Origin of the sequence: Acetobacter fallax (assembly GCF_011516735.1) — a bacterium.
GTDB lineage: Bacteria > Pseudomonadota > Alphaproteobacteria > Acetobacterales > Acetobacteraceae > Acetobacter > Acetobacter fallax.
The window spans coordinates 1-14,168 of sequence record NZ_WOSX01000058.1; the positions used below are offsets into that span (position 1 = coordinate 1).

A 14,168-nucleotide genomic window follows, 5' to 3' on the forward strand; every position below is an offset into this window, starting at 1 on the left:
CACGAGGCCGGAATCCAGGTCGATCGCACGCAGGAGCGACAACCGGTCGAGGATCGCGGCGAAGGCACGCCTCCCGGGCTGGCCAGGAGGCTGACGCACCCAGGTGAGGCTGCTGATATGGCTGCCGCTATGCGGCTGGAGGAGGGCGTCGAGCCGATCGCGCTGGTCGGCGGTGAGATGCCGCGTCAGCAGCTCGCAGACATACCGCTCGGCATCGAGCAGCGCCTTGCCCACCATGCGTTCGATCTGGGTGATACCAGGCACGACGATGCATCGCCGGCGAAATTCGCCCAGCAGCATCCGTGCGAGAACGATTCCGCTGCTGGACGTCAGGGCCGCAGGCAGAAGCCAGGCCTGAAGCTCGATCTGGAGCGGCCGACAGAACTGCTGGAATCCGAATGTTCCACGCAGCGTATCGAGCTGTTCGTAGCGGGTCGGCCCACGCACGGCATAGTCGGCGAGCGCGTCCGGCTCGATCCCGAGTTGATCCCCTATGAAGGCGAGCGGGATCTGAGGGATCAGCTCCCCCGGCCGGAGCAGCCGCCCCGGGTAGCGTAGCGCGCAAAGCTGGATAGCAAAGCCCAACCGATTGTGCGCCCTTCTCCGACTGACAATGACACGCAGGTCATCGGGAGTGAGCGTCCAGTAGCGCACCAGGTCGGCCTCGTTTTCGGGCAGGGCAAGCAGCAACAGGCGCTGCGCCTCGGTCAGAACGGAACGGCGCGGCATCTGTCAGGTTCTGCCGGGAGGCGTCCAGCCAATCCGCGCCAGCGTGTCGATCAGCGTCGAGCGCGGTACACCGAAGTTGCGGCATATAGCCGCTTTGCTGGCGCCGCCTTCGAGGGCGACGGTAATCGCCGCGATCTTCTCCGCGTCGATCGCGGGCGGCCTACCGCCGCGCCGACCCCGGCGCCTGGCGGCTGCCAGCCCCGCCATGACCCGTTCGCGCGTCAAGGCGCGTTCGTATTGGGCGAGTGCGCCGAACATCGAGAACAGCAACTCGCCTTGCGCGGTTGCCGTATCCATATGTTCGGTCAAGGATCGGAAAGCGATGCCACGCTCCCGAAAATCTCCGATAATATCGAGAAGATGCGATAGAGAACGGCCCAGACGGTCGAGTTTCCAGACCACCAGCGTATCCCCTTCCTTGAGCCAGGCGAGGCACGTCTTGAGGCCAGGGCGATCGTCGCGGGCACCAGAGGCCTTGTCGGAATGAATGTGGCGTGCATCGACGCCAGCCGCGATCAGCGCATCGCGCTGGAGATCCACTGACTGGCGTTCGTCGGCTGAGGACACTCGCATATAACCGACCAGCATGTACGACAAACCTCATCAGAAGAGTTTCCGCACAGTAATGCAAAGCGACATGGTTTGTCGTACAGTTTTTGCTACCTTGGCGGCTATCTTTTCCCGGCAAGAAAAAAATGACGGAAAACACCTGTTTCCCGTCATATACTCTCAGCAGCCAGCCTTAGCGTATATCTGTGCCCGTTCTATGTACCGACCCCAAGACGGACACTTCCCCGCGCATAATCGACGGCTTCCCTGCGACGGAGCCTCTCCGAGGCGCTGATCTTCGGCCGGGAAACAGGAATTTCACTCATGACCCCCACAGCGCTCCCCACTGTGTCCCCATCCGGTCCCCGCACTGCCCCCCTAACGACCCCCATAACTACCCCCACGTGACCCCCGCACGGTCCCCACAGATTTTACGGTCTTCATACACCATTGCACCACTGGTGCGGGCACGCCCAAGGGGCTTGGAAAACCCGAGCCCCTTAAGCCAAAGGGTGGACCAATACGGTCTACCCTTTGGCAAGAATGGTCGTTGCAGCGAGTAGACGTGGCGCGACAGTTCCTTACCACCTGAAAGGGATGGCTACACGAAAGTGAGGTATCTGCACGCTAAGGACGGACGGATCAGCAAAACAGCAGCAACCGTATCTTACGCGACATTTCTTGGTCGACCGCCTTTTGCACCATTCCGGCGCGCTGCTGCCGCCTTTGCCTGGCTGGCGGATGATCCACCCACGCGTCCCATCTGTGCTGCCATCCAGCTTCTGGAACCGTAGATACCGTGAATCAGGCCTTCAACCAGAACATCGGCATCGATACGGGGCCAGTGAAGGCCATTACCCAGCGGGGTGATCTCGATCTCGGCCAGATCATTCAGGGAAGCGCCCTGCAAATCCTGTAACAGATCCACCGGCACACTCATCTCGACACCATTGGAGAGCGTGACATGAAGGGCGCGGCGCGTACGGATAAACCTTGCGGAGACCGCATGAGGAACCGTCGCTCTATGGAGCGCGTCTGCTTCACGAGCGGCCTGATAGTTCACGTCATTCGCCATGTATTTTCTCCCATGCTTCAGCCAGCATCTCAGCGTGGTCCTGAACAATGACAAGAGCTTCCTGTATAATCTTATCTTTCATGCCGCCTGCCCGTATCAGACGGGCTGTCCTGCCAATTTCAATCACCGCTTCCCCATCCGCGCTTATGACATGAACGTGCATCGGCACATGATCTGCCGTGTAAATTACGACACGAAATCCATTGATGCGCAGAAGCGTCGGCATAATTCACTATATCCCTAACGCTTGGGTTTTTCAATCAGAACCATCCCGCTGAAAGTCAGGAGGAGGATATCTGAATGGTCAGATAGAAATGGACAGCCCATCAATCCCTGACAAAGCCAGCAGAGCGCCATGGGAAGTCGCACAAAGCGTAGCCGCCCCCTTCATGGACATTCTGTGGCACCTGACGGACACACTGAATCATGTGAGCAGCTGAACGACCACCTGAACTCCGTCGTTTTCCGGGCAGATTATGATCCTGCCTGGTCCCACGGATTGATGAGGGTGATGCCGCAGCTGAGGAAATCGCGTGTGTTCCGTGTTGCGAGGGATGCGCCACGGGACTGCGTGATAGCGGCGATCTGTGCATCGAACTGACTGACGGGCTCTCCGGCCTGCCGGCGTCGGGAGGCGATCTCAGCATAAACACGGGCCGCCTCTCTGTCGAAAGGCAGGACACGGCCGGAGAAATCCTCTTCGAACATAGCACGGGCGGCTGCGATCAGCAGATCCCGGCGGCGTCCTTCCGGCAGCAGGGCCAGCCCGTACAGGATCTCGGCCTGGGTAATGGCCGTGATGAAGAGGATCATCATGGACTGACGGGACATCCAGGTCAGCACCGCCCTGTCAGGCCCGGATCGCATCAGTTCGGACAAGATATTGGTGTCGAGAACGATCACGTCCCGAAATCCACGTCCCTGATGGCCTCACGGGACACCACAGGCAGATCCACCCCGCCCAGCCGGGCAAAACGCTGGTGAATGGCCTGACCGGCATCTGCCCCCTGGGAGACTTCAGTGGAAAGAGCGGAGCGCAGGATATCGCGCACCTCTTCCTCCATGGAACGCCCATGCTGCGCCGCACGCAGACGGAGCCGCTGCTTGAGACTGTCATCGATATTGCGGATGGTCATCACGGCCATGGGAACCCCCAGCAGTCAATGACAGCATTGTAGTCACTGACTACTCATTTTTCAATCGTGACGTCACAGGTTGAGGGGTGAGAGGAAAAGACGACCCATCATGCCTGCGCAAAGCCTGAATGCCTCAGGAGCCGCACAGGATGCTCAGGGACGTCCCGATGGCCTCAGAAAGCCCCATGGTAGTCAAAAGTGGGAAACCGTCCTGTACGGTCATCCTGTGGCGCCTGACAGACACGTTGAAGCATGGGATCCTCTGAATGACCACCTGAACTTTGTTGTGTCCTGAGCAGATTACGGTTCTGCTCGGTTTTTCTGGCGTTACAGGTGTCGGGCGAGCGCGGAGCAGGAGCCCCGTAGGGCTTTTAGTGAGGTTCCCGATCTGAGTGAATCGCGATGGGTACCCATCGCGCCTGATCTGTGATTCATGATGGTGGCTGTCCTGCCATAACGTCCACATCATAAGCATGTCTGTTAAAGCGTAGCTCTGCAAGAGTGAGCAGGGGGATGCCGGGTGGGAGATTGTGCGCAGTGCGATCGGGGTGGCTGCGAGCCGACGGGGGGCAGCCACCAAGGGGCGGTGCTTGGCAGTTTTAGTTTTCCACAGAGAAATAGGGTTTTAAGAGATTTATATAAGATTTAAAAGATTTAGAAGCAAAAATCCTTGTTTTATCATTTATAAACAACAGCTTACATAGTGTTGCCGTCCCTAATAGACAGCATTTGGCCCCTAATAGACAGCCACATGGCCCCTAATAGACAGCATTTGGCCCCTAATAGACAGCTAATCCACAGATCATACCCTCTCCTTACCAACGCTGCGGCAACACCCCCTAAAAAATAGGGCCTCGGATCTCTCTGGGTGTCTATTAGGGACCAAAGGGTGCCTCCAATTGCATGCAGCGATGCTGCATGACGAGTTGAGGGCCATTTTGCCCTTTTTCTTCTAACAGCGCATATTGTGGCAAATCATCTGCCACGATAATCTTTCGTAGATTCTCAGAAAACTTCTTAAAGGTGCCAGTACTACCACTACGATCGTAAATAGTCTGGAATGACCATTTAGCTTCGGTTCTCCCCGCAGCTCGTCGAGCAAGACGATACAGAAATCGACCAATGCCAGGCTCAATCAAGAAATAGTCTGGATGAACGGTCAAGACATTTGGCGTCTTGCTTTCTACTATTTCTTGGTAAAGCCAGTCTGGTATAGTAATTTCAACGGATTGAATCTGTCCTGTATCAGTATAAGATACAACTCTTCCACTTGATATTAAACCTTGTGGTGTTCCAGCAATACGTCTTTCTCGACGTCCAACGCCATTTTCTTTTCGAACCACTTTAATTTTTGTATCTGCCAAGCGATCCAGCGCTGATTCTATTTCTTTATACTGACGTCCACCAATAGACCGTCGACAAAATTTTAGTATCTCTGATATATGAGGTCGAAATACAGGGCTTGGTATTTCGCCCTTACCATTACGATATCGGTTCATCGCTTCGGTAAGATGAGAAATTGCCATTAGTACAAGATCATAATCCCATACTGAAGCCATTCCATAATGGCCCGACGTAACCTCCACATAACCTCCATCAGGAAAATCGTATCTGATGGCATCCCCAGCCCGTTTATCCTTCTTGGATAACCGGAACACAGCCACATCCATGATACTGCGACTATCACGAGTACCGACGTCATAAAGGGCAGGCACAAAAAAATCTGGCTGGTCACTTCCAGGCGGCGACTTCCTGACAATCGATGTAATTTTCCGCCTCAACCCAAGCCGTTCAGCGGCTACCGGAAGACTCGACGGATTTTTATGTTCATTTCCCATAGTGCTGACCTCGATATCGGAAATTCCGCCACTTACAGCTACGTATGATGGAAACACTTCCCATCAACCCAAAATAATCAAAAACTCAAATGCACAAGAGATGCTATACTCATTTACTCAGGAAGCTGATCGACATATGCTGTAAGCAATTCTTTTATGCTCTTACCCTGTCGGGCAGCATAAATCTTCAACTTCGCATGATTGGCTGCTGTCAGATCAAAGTTCACACGCCGCATCATTGGCGTATCCGACAAGCTGGCAAGAGTGGCGGCCTTATTTGCCGTAGTGCGAGCACTCGGGCGACCAGCTGTCAGCACGCTAGGAGCTTTACTCATTTACTTTTCTCCTCATATACTCAAATAAGTTTTCCCTTAATTTCCTTAGATAGACTCAGAATTTCTTTGGAAGCATCACTGCCAGGTTCAACATCCATTACGGTGCTTCCACCTGCGGCTGTTCCTGGATAGCTTACGCGTTGAGTAATCCGGCTCTCCAGAATTGGAAGGCCATATCCTTTCAGGGCTTCGGTAATTTCAGCACCAATTCGAGTTCCCTTAATCGCTCGTGACACTACGAAAGCAGCTTGTAATTTTCCGTCAGTAACTTCGATACGCTGCTTAACCAGATCTACTAAGTCTGAAGTAGCCCATATGTCATAAGGAGAGGGCTGAACCGGAATCAGGACGAAATCAGATGCTTTTATGGCTGATACAGCCAAGTCTGCGGCTTGGGGGGCGCCATCGATCACCACAAAATCCTTACGAGCGATATTTTTCAAATCTCGCTCAATGGTTGGCCGATCAATTCCTACAACAGTCACAGGTTGCTCTTCTCTTACAGCAGCCCAATCTCGGGCACTCCCTTGAGGATCGGAATCCACCAGTAGTACATCTGCACCTCCAATCTGTAATGCTCTAGCCAGATGAGTAGCTATAGTCGTCTTCCCCGACCCTCCCTTTTGATTCAGAACAGCGATAACCTTCATATCAGCTCCCATACAGACGTCTGAAGAAATACTCATTAACTCATATCATGATACTTAAATGAGTAAATGTTCTTTTTTTCATAAACTCAATTGATCAAAAAATATGGCCTACACCCTGATGCGTTCGACCTCGTCGAGGGAGATGTCCTCGCGGCGGCGATCATAGAGCTGGGTGGTGCGGGTGGAAGCATGGTTGGCCATGGCAGCGGCGTTCTCCAGCGTGCCGCCGTTCTTCAGATAGGCCGTCACTCCGGTCGCCCGGAAGGTATGGTTGCCGATCGCGGTCGCGATCCCGGCCGCCCTGGCCCGGCGCCGCACCATAGCGTGCGCGTCCGACTGCTCCAGCTGCCGTTCCGAAAGCTGCCCTGTGCCCCGCCGGATGGTCCGGAACAGCCAGCCCTTCGGCTCGCCGGCCAGACCGGTCCCGTCGAGATAGGCGTGCAGATAGTCTTCCAGCGTATGATGGCAGGGCATGACATGCTGCCTGCCGCCCTTCTCACGCAGCCGCACCCACAGACGACGGTTCTGTACGAACACGTCCCCGACCCGCATCGCCAGCGCCGCGCCAATCCGCGCGAAGGAGAACACCATCAGGGCGATCAGCGCCCGGTCGCGCAGCCCGGCAGGCGTGGTCGCATCGATGGTATCCAGCAGCGCTCGCGCCTCGGCAGCTTCCAGCACCGGCGTTTTCCCCACCCGTGCGCTGTGCGCCGGCCCGCGCACCGAAGCAGCCGGGTTGAGCGCCAGCACCTGGCCCGTCACCAGCCAGTCGAACAGATGCCGCAATGCCGCCAGCGCCTGCTTCACGCTGGGAACTGAGAGCGTGCGCCCCTGAAGCTCGATCCAGGTCGCCACATGCAGGGACGTGACCTTGTCCAGTTCCGTCACACCAAGATCTGCGCACCAGGCCAGGAAACCCGACACCGCCCGCGCATAGGCCCGCCGTGTGTTCGGGTTGCGGATCTGCGCCGCAAAGAATTCCAGAAAGCGTAGCCGGGCACGCTCACCGGCCGAACTCACCAGCACCGGCAAGATCAGATCCGACGGGGACCGGGAAATGAGGGGAATCACGGCTCCTGATCCGTCTGCCATGACGCCGGCTCAGAACGCGGCCGTTCCATCTCCGCGCACATCCGCGCTATCGCCTCTTTGCCCGGAGTACCAGGACGAGGATCGTCCAGTGCCGCCCGGATCTGGCGACGCCGCAATTCATCCTGGAGATCTTTATGGGGAGCCAGCTCCCTGGCTTTGCCCAGCAGGACGAACACCGCTTCGGACGGATCGAAGAACACGCCGCGCCCGACCAGATCCAACAGCCAGTCCGCCAGCGTCGACGGTAGAAACGCCTCGAAGCGCAGGCCGCCCTCCCGTGCCTGCTCCCGCAGTCTGGCCGCCTGGGAACGATCGTACTGGTACAGAGCGGCCAGTGGATCGTCGTCTTCTGAAGGGCCACGTGGGGAAGTCGCTGCACTCATAACATGCTCCTCTGCAGAACCGTAAAATCCCGTGCCGCAATGGCCTTCACATCATCAGAACTCGCTCGTAGCAACATGATCGCGAAGCCACGGCTTCAAATGCTCGAAATCAAATGTCCCATCGGCATAGAGGCTGAGAATAAAATCTTCCGTTTCACCGGCGCCGGCCGTCAGTCGCGCGCCGTTAATGGCCAGGAAGGTCCAGGTCACGGCGAAAGCGGTGCGCTTGTTGCCATCAATGAAGGGATGGTTCTGCGACAGGCTTTCCCAGAGCGCCGCCGCTTCTTCGACCAGATCGGCATAATAGCCGGTCTGCGGGCGGAAAAGTGCCGCTTCCAGCAAACCCTGATCCCGGATGCCTGCCGCTCCGCCATAGCGCCCGATCTGATCGTCGTGGATAGCCAATACCTCGACGACAGTCAGATAGTCCGTCACTTGGCCAGTTTTCGGTAAAGCGGTGCGAATTCCTCATGACTGGCCTGGTAGGCGGCCATGACATGGGCACGCGGACGCTGCTGTTTCCGCTTCTCGACCAAGTCGGCCAGCGCCTCATCGACCAGGGCCTGGAGCTGCCGCCCTTCGCTGCGGGCCAGATCGCGCACCGCCTGCAGGATCTGCGGATCGACCTGGGTCGCGAATTTCTCACGCTGTGGGGTGGCCATGACACCTCTCCTGTAGGGTGCCTTACCATATCATGACAGATCATGATCCATCAAGAAATGCCTATCCCCTATCCCTGATAATGTCCTTTATCAGGGGTAGGAAGAGTTCTTCTGGATGAAATCATTAGTGACAACCAAAATACGAAGCGGCGGCATTCCGCAGCCAGTTCACGAAAAAGCCAGCATCCCGGGTCTTCCATTTGTAAAACGCCGCGTAACTCCATCTATAAGTTCCGGCTAAAGATCATCCGACACACGCCGTTTTGTTTCTCCTCACCAAACCAAGATACGCCCTCCTGTAAAAGAGAGAAAACCGCAACAACATTCCGAACATCAGTTGGAATTTTATTCTGTATATCAATGATATTTGGTATAATTGTTACTCTTGCCAAGCCTCCTGGTGACACAAATAGACTGCCTTTTGCGCGAATACCAGGATCGAGCAGAATCCTCTTGCCATTCTGCAGATCGACTTCTTGTAATCCCACCGTGATTGGCAAAGGGCCACCATTTATTCTCCACTCGAAAGGGCTGCGATTACGAACATCAAGCGCAATAGGCACACTACTGTTCATCGAATGCACCATTTGATCTGAGCAAATGACGTCGCCACGCAAACCCAAAGTAGATGCAATCGGTTTGATACCCAAGCCAGCATCCGTCACACTCGAATCCATGAATAGTTCGGGATGATCCCTACGCGACAGCATGAAGGGCACCGATGGATGAGCCTGCATCAGCAATCCCGCCAATATTTTTGGATCAACCATGCGAGATAGGTTGCCTCTGTGAATTTCTTCAAGAACTGTATCTGAATTATTTATAACTATCCTATCTACAGCATTATAATCTGCATCATAAAACAATCGATATTCCAGATGGGGCAGTTTCCAAAAAGCCAACGTACCATTCGCACCCAGAAGCGGATTTTGACCGGTGTGTTGAATCAACACGCCACTTACATGATCATATTCCATCGGCGGCATCACCGAACGATCCACGACGAAACCAGAAAAACCTACAGACTCGATTTCCCGCAGTAACTGCTCAATCGGCAACGCGGCAATCTTACTATGCCAAAGATCTACCGGACTGTTTTTTGAGGCTCCATTACTCCATCTCAAGGAAGTTGAGTGTACGTAAAGCCGAATATGCCTGTTATCCCCCCAACCGTAATATGGGCTATTGCTTAGATATTCTGAAAATGGGTACTGATAGATCATCGCACCAGGCGACAGCATCTGTTGTAGTTTATGAGTATACGCGCGTTCCGCGAGAAAAAGTTTACGATTCTCAGGATCCCTATTCCCGAGGGCTGGTGGCGTCTGGTCCCATATCGCCAGAAGGGTAACGACAAACGTCCCACCGAGAACAAGTGACCGACGTATACCTTTTTTATCCGCTATATACCCAGAAATCCACGCAGCCCCTCCAACATAAAGTAGGAATTCAAGATAGAGACCAAAGCGCTCATATGCTCGGATAGTCGGGTAAATGAGTGCAATTAAGGTTCCAATTCCACCTGAAATCGTTGTCATGAAAACGAATAGTGCCAAAGTTGTCGACGCCTGCACCACTGGTGTTAGTGCATTAATCCTATGTGAATCACTGGTTTTTGACATATGAAGGATGGAAAAGAAAATACGAATAAACATCCCAATAAGCAGAACAGATCCAAGTGTACCAAGCGCCGTCGAGTAACCTATATTTTGTCTTCTCGCTGCATTACTTGTATCAATCATGAATTGTCCTATCCTACCCAACATTGGTATCCGATGCGGAGGAACAGGCGCGATTAATATCTTTAAGCTTGATGAATAAACCTCTGCCTCAAACGGATAGCGTGTCGTTTCCGCAATAGGCTTTCCGTTTTGTACAAATTCTGCGTGGTGGGTCTCTCTATAATGTTTCAGAGGCATCTGAAGCATCAAGCTTGAAACAATAAGTGCAAAAATCAGAAGAGGAGATAAAAGACCATGACGCAGAAATTGCTTTGGACTCCACATTAAGCGGAGCGTACAGGAAAATAAAAGCAACATCAAAGTAAAGAACGCATAATATCCGTCCGTTATAGCAATAATAACAACAATTATAAGAGATACAGCCATCCTAAACAAAAAATTTGGTGTTTCTGTATTAAGTTTACCAATCAATATCCAGATTGGAGGAAGAATTGTAAATGGAACCATAAAATAATTTGGAAGATAAGAATATATTCCCATATAAAAACGATATATTGTAAAAGAAAAAATCAAACCAACACAACAAGAAATCCATACATTAATTCGAAGAAAACGACATGTTACGTAAGATGATAAAGTTATCAGTGGAAAATTTAACAAATAATACAAGTTTTGCATTTCAACGGCATTAGAAACGAATGGCCGTATACAAAGCATGATCACTGAATGTAGTGCACTCATCTGTGCGGCCGGATTGTCATAGAGATGGGCAACGTCAGGTGCGCCAAGCGCTGGAGCGTTGAGTATCCATCCAGTATCATAAAGGACCTTATTGTTGATTAAGGTCCAGATCCCATCAAGATGATCATAATAGATCGGAGTTGACAAATCCACCATTCCTATATCAAGTAATTTAAAAGATATAATTAGTGGAATAATAAAAATTATTATAAAAATACAAATAAAATTCCAAACATTAATTGATTTATAAAGCCTTGATATCATCACAATATTCTCAAAAAAAATTATATTACGTTTCAAGAATTTTCAATCTATCAGATGTAAATCTGCTTGTTCAGAACCTGATTCGAAAATTTTTCAGAATCCTTTTGAAAATTCATATGACGGGTTTTAAGAAGGGTGACGCGTAATTCAAGCTCTGATTGGTGGACACCTGAGCAAAGAGGCTGCATGGCCCGAATCACGCGCAAGACGAAACGCTGTCGTCTGACCTGACCGATGAGGAATGGGAGCGCATAGCACCTCTGATGCCGCCTGCGCACCGGCGTGGCCGGAATCCGCGGTGAACTGATACTGGTTGAACTGGCGTCGAAGCACGGTGTGCATCAGACGATGATTGCCCAGTGGAAACGCTGGGCGATTGAGGGAATGGCGGGTATTTTCTCCAGTCAAGTCCGTGGAAAAGAAGAGGCGGTCATACTCATTCCCAGCCCATCATGACCTGCCCTATCTCGACCCGCTCTCGTCTAGCAGCCAAGGAAGTAGCCACCTCTTGGCTGCTGATAACGACCCGGATTTCATAAGAGAATGCGGCTTAAACTGCCCCGGGATTGACGGAGATGGTGTCGATCATCGAGAAGGTTGACTGCTCGGTCCACACCACTCAGCCGGCGAGTTTCGCGCGGTGGCGGGCGAGATCGGCCTCGACCATTTCGGCGATCATGTCTTCGAGGGAGGTTTTCGCGGTCCAGCCCAGCGTGTTTTTTGCTTTTGAGGCGTCGCCGAGGAGGACATCGACTTCCGCCGGGCGGAGGAAGGCGGGGTCGGTTGTGACGTGATCGGCGTAGTCGAGGCCGGCATGGCTGAAGGCGATGCGGCAGAATTCGCGGATGCTGGTGGTACGGCCGGTGGCGATGACGTAATCGTCCGGTTTGTCCTGCTGCAGCATGAGCCACATGGCTTCCACGTAATCGCGGGCGTGGCCCCAGTCTCGGGTGGCGTCGAGATTGCCGAGGGCGAGGGATTTCGCGAGGCCGAGTTTGATGCGGGCGACGCCGTCCGTGACCTTGCGGGTGACGAATTCGATGCCGCGCAGGGGGCTTTCGTGGTTGAAGAGGATGCCCGAGGAGGCGTGCAGGCCGAAGCTCTCGCGGTAATTCACGGTCATCCAGTGGGCGTAGAGCTTGGCCACTGCGTAAGGCGAGCGGGGGTAGAAGGGGGTTTTTTCGGACTGCACCTTATCCTGGATCTTGCCGAACATTTCCGAGGAGGAGGCCTGATAGAAGCGGATGCCGGGGTTTACGATCCGGACGGCTTCCAGGACGTTGGCGGCGCCCATGCCGGTGACGGTGCCGGTCAGGAGGGGCTGTTGCCAGGAGGCGGCGACGAAGCTCTGGGCGGCGAGGTTGTAGACCTCGTCCGGCTTTACGTCCTGAATGATGCGGATCAGGCTGGAGAGGTCGGTGAGGTTGCCGTCGACGAGTTCGACTTTATCGGCGATTCCGAGCCACTGCAGGCGCAGGCCGACGACGTCGGCGCTGGCGGAGCGGCGCAGCAGGCCGACCACGCGGTAGCCTTTCGAGAGCAGGAGCTGGCTGAGATAGGCGCCGTCCTGGCCTGTAATTCCGGTGATCAGGGCTGTGGGCATTTTATAAATCGCTACTTCTACAGAATTATAGGAGCGTCTCTTGTATAGGAAAAGATCAATAAATACAGAGGTGCCTCCAATTTTCGAGCAGGGCGATAAGCTATTCCCCAACTTAAGAGATGACGATTTTCATGAATTAAGGTTTCGCGAAAACAGTATCCGAGTGAGTTCAAGTTGCATGATACGCTGGAGGCGAGCAGACACTCGCGTAACCGGCATGAGAATGATGCAATTTTTGGAAAAAAATTTCCAATTAATTATCCAAGTGCGCCAGAAATTACAATAACTTCCTCGAATTTTTTACGTCTTATCTTCAACATGATACCGGGGGCGCTTTTTCGTCTCAATGTAGATTTTACCGATGTATTCACCGATAATACCAAGCGATAGCATTTGTACACCTCCCATGAAGAAGATGGCAATTGTGACGGATGTCCAGCCGGGAACAGTATGGCCCATCCCTTTGCGAATAAGGGCATAACAGATCGCCAAGGCTGCAATACTGGAGATCAGGATGCCTATGAAAGCGATGATCCGAAGGGGTGTCACGCTCATGGAGGTGATGCCCTCAACTGCCAGCCCCATCATGCGCGAAAGCGGATACTTGGATTCCCCGGCAGTGCGCTCCAGACGCGCGTAATAGACAGATGTGGAAGGAAAACCAATCAGCGGCACCAGTCCGCGAAGGAAGAGGTTCCGCTCGCCATATTCCAGGAGCGCATCGAGCGCGCGACGGTCCATTAAACGAAAATCGGCATGATTTGGGACCAGATTAACGCCCATAAACAGCATTAACCGGTAAAATATTTGGGCTGTTTCCCGTTTAAACAGTGTGTCCGTCCTGCGTTCATTACGCACACCATAAACAACGTCATAACCGTTGCACCACGCAGCAAGCATATCGCGGATGACAAGAAGGTCATCCTGAAGATCAGCATCTATGCTGACAATAACATCGCAGTCGGGCACAGCAGAAAGACCTGCAACAAGAGCTGTCTGGTGACCAGCATTCCGCGAAAGCTTCATTCCACGAACATATGAATCGGCCTGCGAAGCCTGAACGATCAGACCCCATGTAGCGTCTCGGCTCCCATCATCCACGCAAAGCACGAAACTATTTGCGCTAATGAGCCCATCCTGCACACAGTTAGCAAAAAATTCTGCCACACGCGCAAGCGTACACGGGAGGATTTCTTGTTCATTGTAACAGGGCATTACAATAGCGAGACGCGGCAAAGCACGTCGATTGGAACCGGTGCCGCTAAAAGATCTCACGTTTTGTATCTTTATAAGTTATGATTGTGTGGCATAAAAGTCACTAAGAGCCTGAATCAGAAAGCGGTTTGATTGATTTTTCGCAGAACTCTGCGGATATGGGCAATCATCAACCATGCGCAGGATGACGAGATTGTTGTCTCGACATCCTTCG

General features: G+C 53.0%; 16 protein-coding genes and 3 pseudogenes. 2 read left to right on the plus strand and 17 right to left on the minus strand.

Annotated features, from left to right (window positions below):
- The 14 genes from GOB85_RS16875 to GOB85_RS16940 all read right to left on the minus strand — a co-directional run.
- The coding region (locus tag GOB85_RS16875) for a DUF4158 domain-containing protein (RefSeq protein WP_173578624.1) at nucleotides 1-729 on the minus strand (729 nt) is incomplete at its 3' end.
- A gap of 3 nt (nucleotides 730-732) precedes the next feature.
- Entirely contained in the window at nucleotides 733-1,317 is a 585-nt protein-coding gene (locus GOB85_RS16880) for a recombinase family protein (protein WP_019087712.1), read from the minus strand.
- A gap of 628 nt (nucleotides 1,318-1,945) precedes the next feature.
- Entirely contained in the window at nucleotides 1,946-2,353 is a 408-nt protein-coding gene (locus tag GOB85_RS16885) for a DUF2442 domain-containing protein (protein ID WP_173578625.1), read from the minus strand.
- A complete protein-coding gene (locus GOB85_RS16890) occupies nucleotides 2,343-2,579 on the minus strand; it encodes a DUF4160 domain-containing protein (RefSeq protein ID WP_242011594.1) in 237 nt (78 codons plus the stop codon). The genes GOB85_RS16885 and GOB85_RS16890 overlap by 11 nt, the downstream gene beginning before the upstream one ends.
- A gap of 248 nt (nucleotides 2,580-2,827) precedes the next feature.
- The gene (locus tag GOB85_RS16895) at nucleotides 2,828-3,256 is read right to left on the minus strand and encodes a PIN domain-containing protein (protein ID WP_173578626.1); all 429 of its coding nucleotides are present in this window, start codon (nucleotides 3,254-3,256) and stop codon (nucleotides 2,828-2,830) included.
- Nucleotides 3,253-3,498 (minus strand): FitA-like ribbon-helix-helix domain-containing protein, encoded by a 246-nt coding sequence (locus GOB85_RS16900; RefSeq protein ID WP_173578627.1) that lies wholly within the window; start codon nucleotides 3,496-3,498, stop codon nucleotides 3,253-3,255. Before GOB85_RS16900 ends, GOB85_RS16895 begins: the two co-directional genes overlap by 4 nt.
- An 866-nt stretch (nucleotides 3,499-4,364) precedes the next feature.
- On the minus strand, nucleotides 4,365-5,327 hold the full coding sequence (locus GOB85_RS16905; protein WP_242011595.1) for a replication initiator protein A: 963 nt from the start codon (nucleotides 5,325-5,327) through the stop codon (nucleotides 4,365-4,367).
- Nucleotides 5,328-5,440: 113 nt separating this feature from the next.
- Nucleotides 5,441-5,662, minus strand: coding sequence for a chromosome partitioning protein ParB (locus GOB85_RS16910; RefSeq protein ID WP_173578628.1), 222 nt, complete (start codon nucleotides 5,660-5,662; stop codon nucleotides 5,441-5,443).
- 20 nt (nucleotides 5,663-5,682) lie between these two features.
- Nucleotides 5,683-6,348 (minus strand): ParA family partition ATPase, encoded by a 666-nt coding sequence (parA, locus tag GOB85_RS16915; RefSeq protein WP_242011596.1) that lies wholly within the window; start codon nucleotides 6,346-6,348, stop codon nucleotides 5,683-5,685.
- Nucleotides 6,349-6,420: 72 nt separating this feature from the next.
- Entirely contained in the window at nucleotides 6,421-7,404 is a 984-nt protein-coding gene (locus tag GOB85_RS16920; protein WP_173578629.1) for a tyrosine-type recombinase/integrase, read from the minus strand.
- Nucleotides 7,380-7,787, minus strand: a complete 408-nt coding sequence (locus tag GOB85_RS16925) for a CopG family transcriptional regulator (protein WP_173578630.1) — start codon at nucleotides 7,785-7,787, stop codon at nucleotides 7,380-7,382. Before GOB85_RS16925 ends, GOB85_RS16920 begins: the two co-directional genes overlap by 25 nt.
- Before the next feature lie 54 nt (nucleotides 7,788-7,841).
- Entirely contained in the window at nucleotides 7,842-8,222 is a 381-nt protein-coding gene (locus tag GOB85_RS16930) for a type II toxin-antitoxin system death-on-curing family toxin (protein WP_173578631.1), read from the minus strand.
- Entirely contained in the window at nucleotides 8,219-8,449 is a 231-nt protein-coding gene (locus GOB85_RS16935) for a hypothetical protein (RefSeq protein ID WP_173578632.1), read from the minus strand. The genes GOB85_RS16930 and GOB85_RS16935 overlap by 4 nt, the downstream gene beginning before the upstream one ends.
- A gap of 224 nt (nucleotides 8,450-8,673) precedes the next feature.
- Nucleotides 8,674-11,172, minus strand: a complete 2,499-nt coding sequence (locus GOB85_RS16940; RefSeq protein ID WP_173578633.1) for a hypothetical protein — start codon at nucleotides 11,170-11,172, stop codon at nucleotides 8,674-8,676.
- A gap of 150 nt (nucleotides 11,173-11,322) precedes the next feature.
- Between GOB85_RS16940 and GOB85_RS16945 the strand changes: the two are divergent.
- Nucleotides 11,323-11,426 (plus strand): annotated as a pseudogene (locus GOB85_RS16945) (transposase); the annotation flags it as partial.
- A pseudogene (locus GOB85_RS16950) lies at nucleotides 11,407-11,544 on the plus strand (IS3 family transposase); the annotation flags it as partial. The pseudogenes GOB85_RS16945 and GOB85_RS16950, both read left to right, overlap by 20 nt.
- Before the next feature lie 211 nt (nucleotides 11,545-11,755).
- Here GOB85_RS16950 and gmd read toward each other — a convergent pair.
- The 3 genes and pseudogenes from gmd to GOB85_RS16965 all read right to left on the minus strand — a co-directional run.
- Nucleotides 11,756-12,739 carry a GDP-mannose 4,6-dehydratase gene (gene gmd, locus GOB85_RS16955; RefSeq protein WP_173578634.1) on the minus strand — a complete coding sequence of 328 codons (984 nt, stop codon included), beginning with the start codon at nucleotides 12,737-12,739 and terminating at the stop codon, nucleotides 11,756-11,758.
- A 300-nt stretch (nucleotides 12,740-13,039) separates the two neighbouring features.
- On the minus strand, nucleotides 13,040-14,014 hold the full coding sequence (locus GOB85_RS16960; RefSeq protein WP_338421790.1) for a glycosyltransferase family 2 protein: 975 nt from the start codon (nucleotides 14,012-14,014) through the stop codon (nucleotides 13,040-13,042).
- A 56-nt stretch (nucleotides 14,015-14,070) separates the two neighbouring features.
- Nucleotides 14,071-14,168 (minus strand): annotated as a pseudogene (locus GOB85_RS16965) (IS5/IS1182 family transposase); the annotation flags it as partial.

Coding starts and splice junctions, on each gene's coding strand:
- GOB85_RS16880 (WP_019087712.1), bottom strand. CDS start 1,317: ATGCTGGTCGGTTATATGCGAGTGTCCTCAGCCGACGAACGCCAGTCA.
- GOB85_RS16885 (WP_173578625.1), bottom strand. CDS start 2,353: ATGGCGAATGACGTGAACTATCAGGCCGCTCGTGAAGCAGACGCGCTC.
- GOB85_RS16890 (WP_242011594.1), bottom strand. CDS start 2,579: ATGCCGACGCTTCTGCGCATCAATGGATTTCGTGTCGTAATTTACACG.
- GOB85_RS16900 (WP_173578627.1), bottom strand. CDS start 3,498: ATGGCCGTGATGACCATCCGCAATATCGATGACAGTCTCAAGCAGCGG.
- GOB85_RS16905 (WP_242011595.1), bottom strand. CDS start 5,327: ATGGGAAATGAACATAAAAATCCGTCGAGTCTTCCGGTAGCCGCTGAA.
- GOB85_RS16910 (WP_173578628.1), bottom strand. CDS start 5,662: ATGAGTAAAGCTCCTAGCGTGCTGACAGCTGGTCGCCCGAGTGCTCGC.
- parA (WP_242011596.1), bottom strand. CDS start 6,348: ATGAGTATTTCTTCAGACGTCTGTATGGGAGCTGATATGAAGGTTATC.
- GOB85_RS16920 (WP_173578629.1), bottom strand. CDS start 7,404: ATGGCAGACGGATCAGGAGCCGTGATTCCCCTCATTTCCCGGTCCCCG.
- GOB85_RS16925 (WP_173578630.1), bottom strand. CDS start 7,787: ATGAGTGCAGCGACTTCCCCACGTGGCCCTTCAGAAGACGACGATCCA.
- GOB85_RS16935 (WP_173578632.1), bottom strand. CDS start 8,449: ATGGCCACCCCACAGCGTGAGAAATTCGCGACCCAGGTCGATCCGCAG.
- gmd (WP_173578634.1), bottom strand. CDS start 12,739: ATGCCCACAGCCCTGATCACCGGAATTACAGGCCAGGACGGCGCCTAT.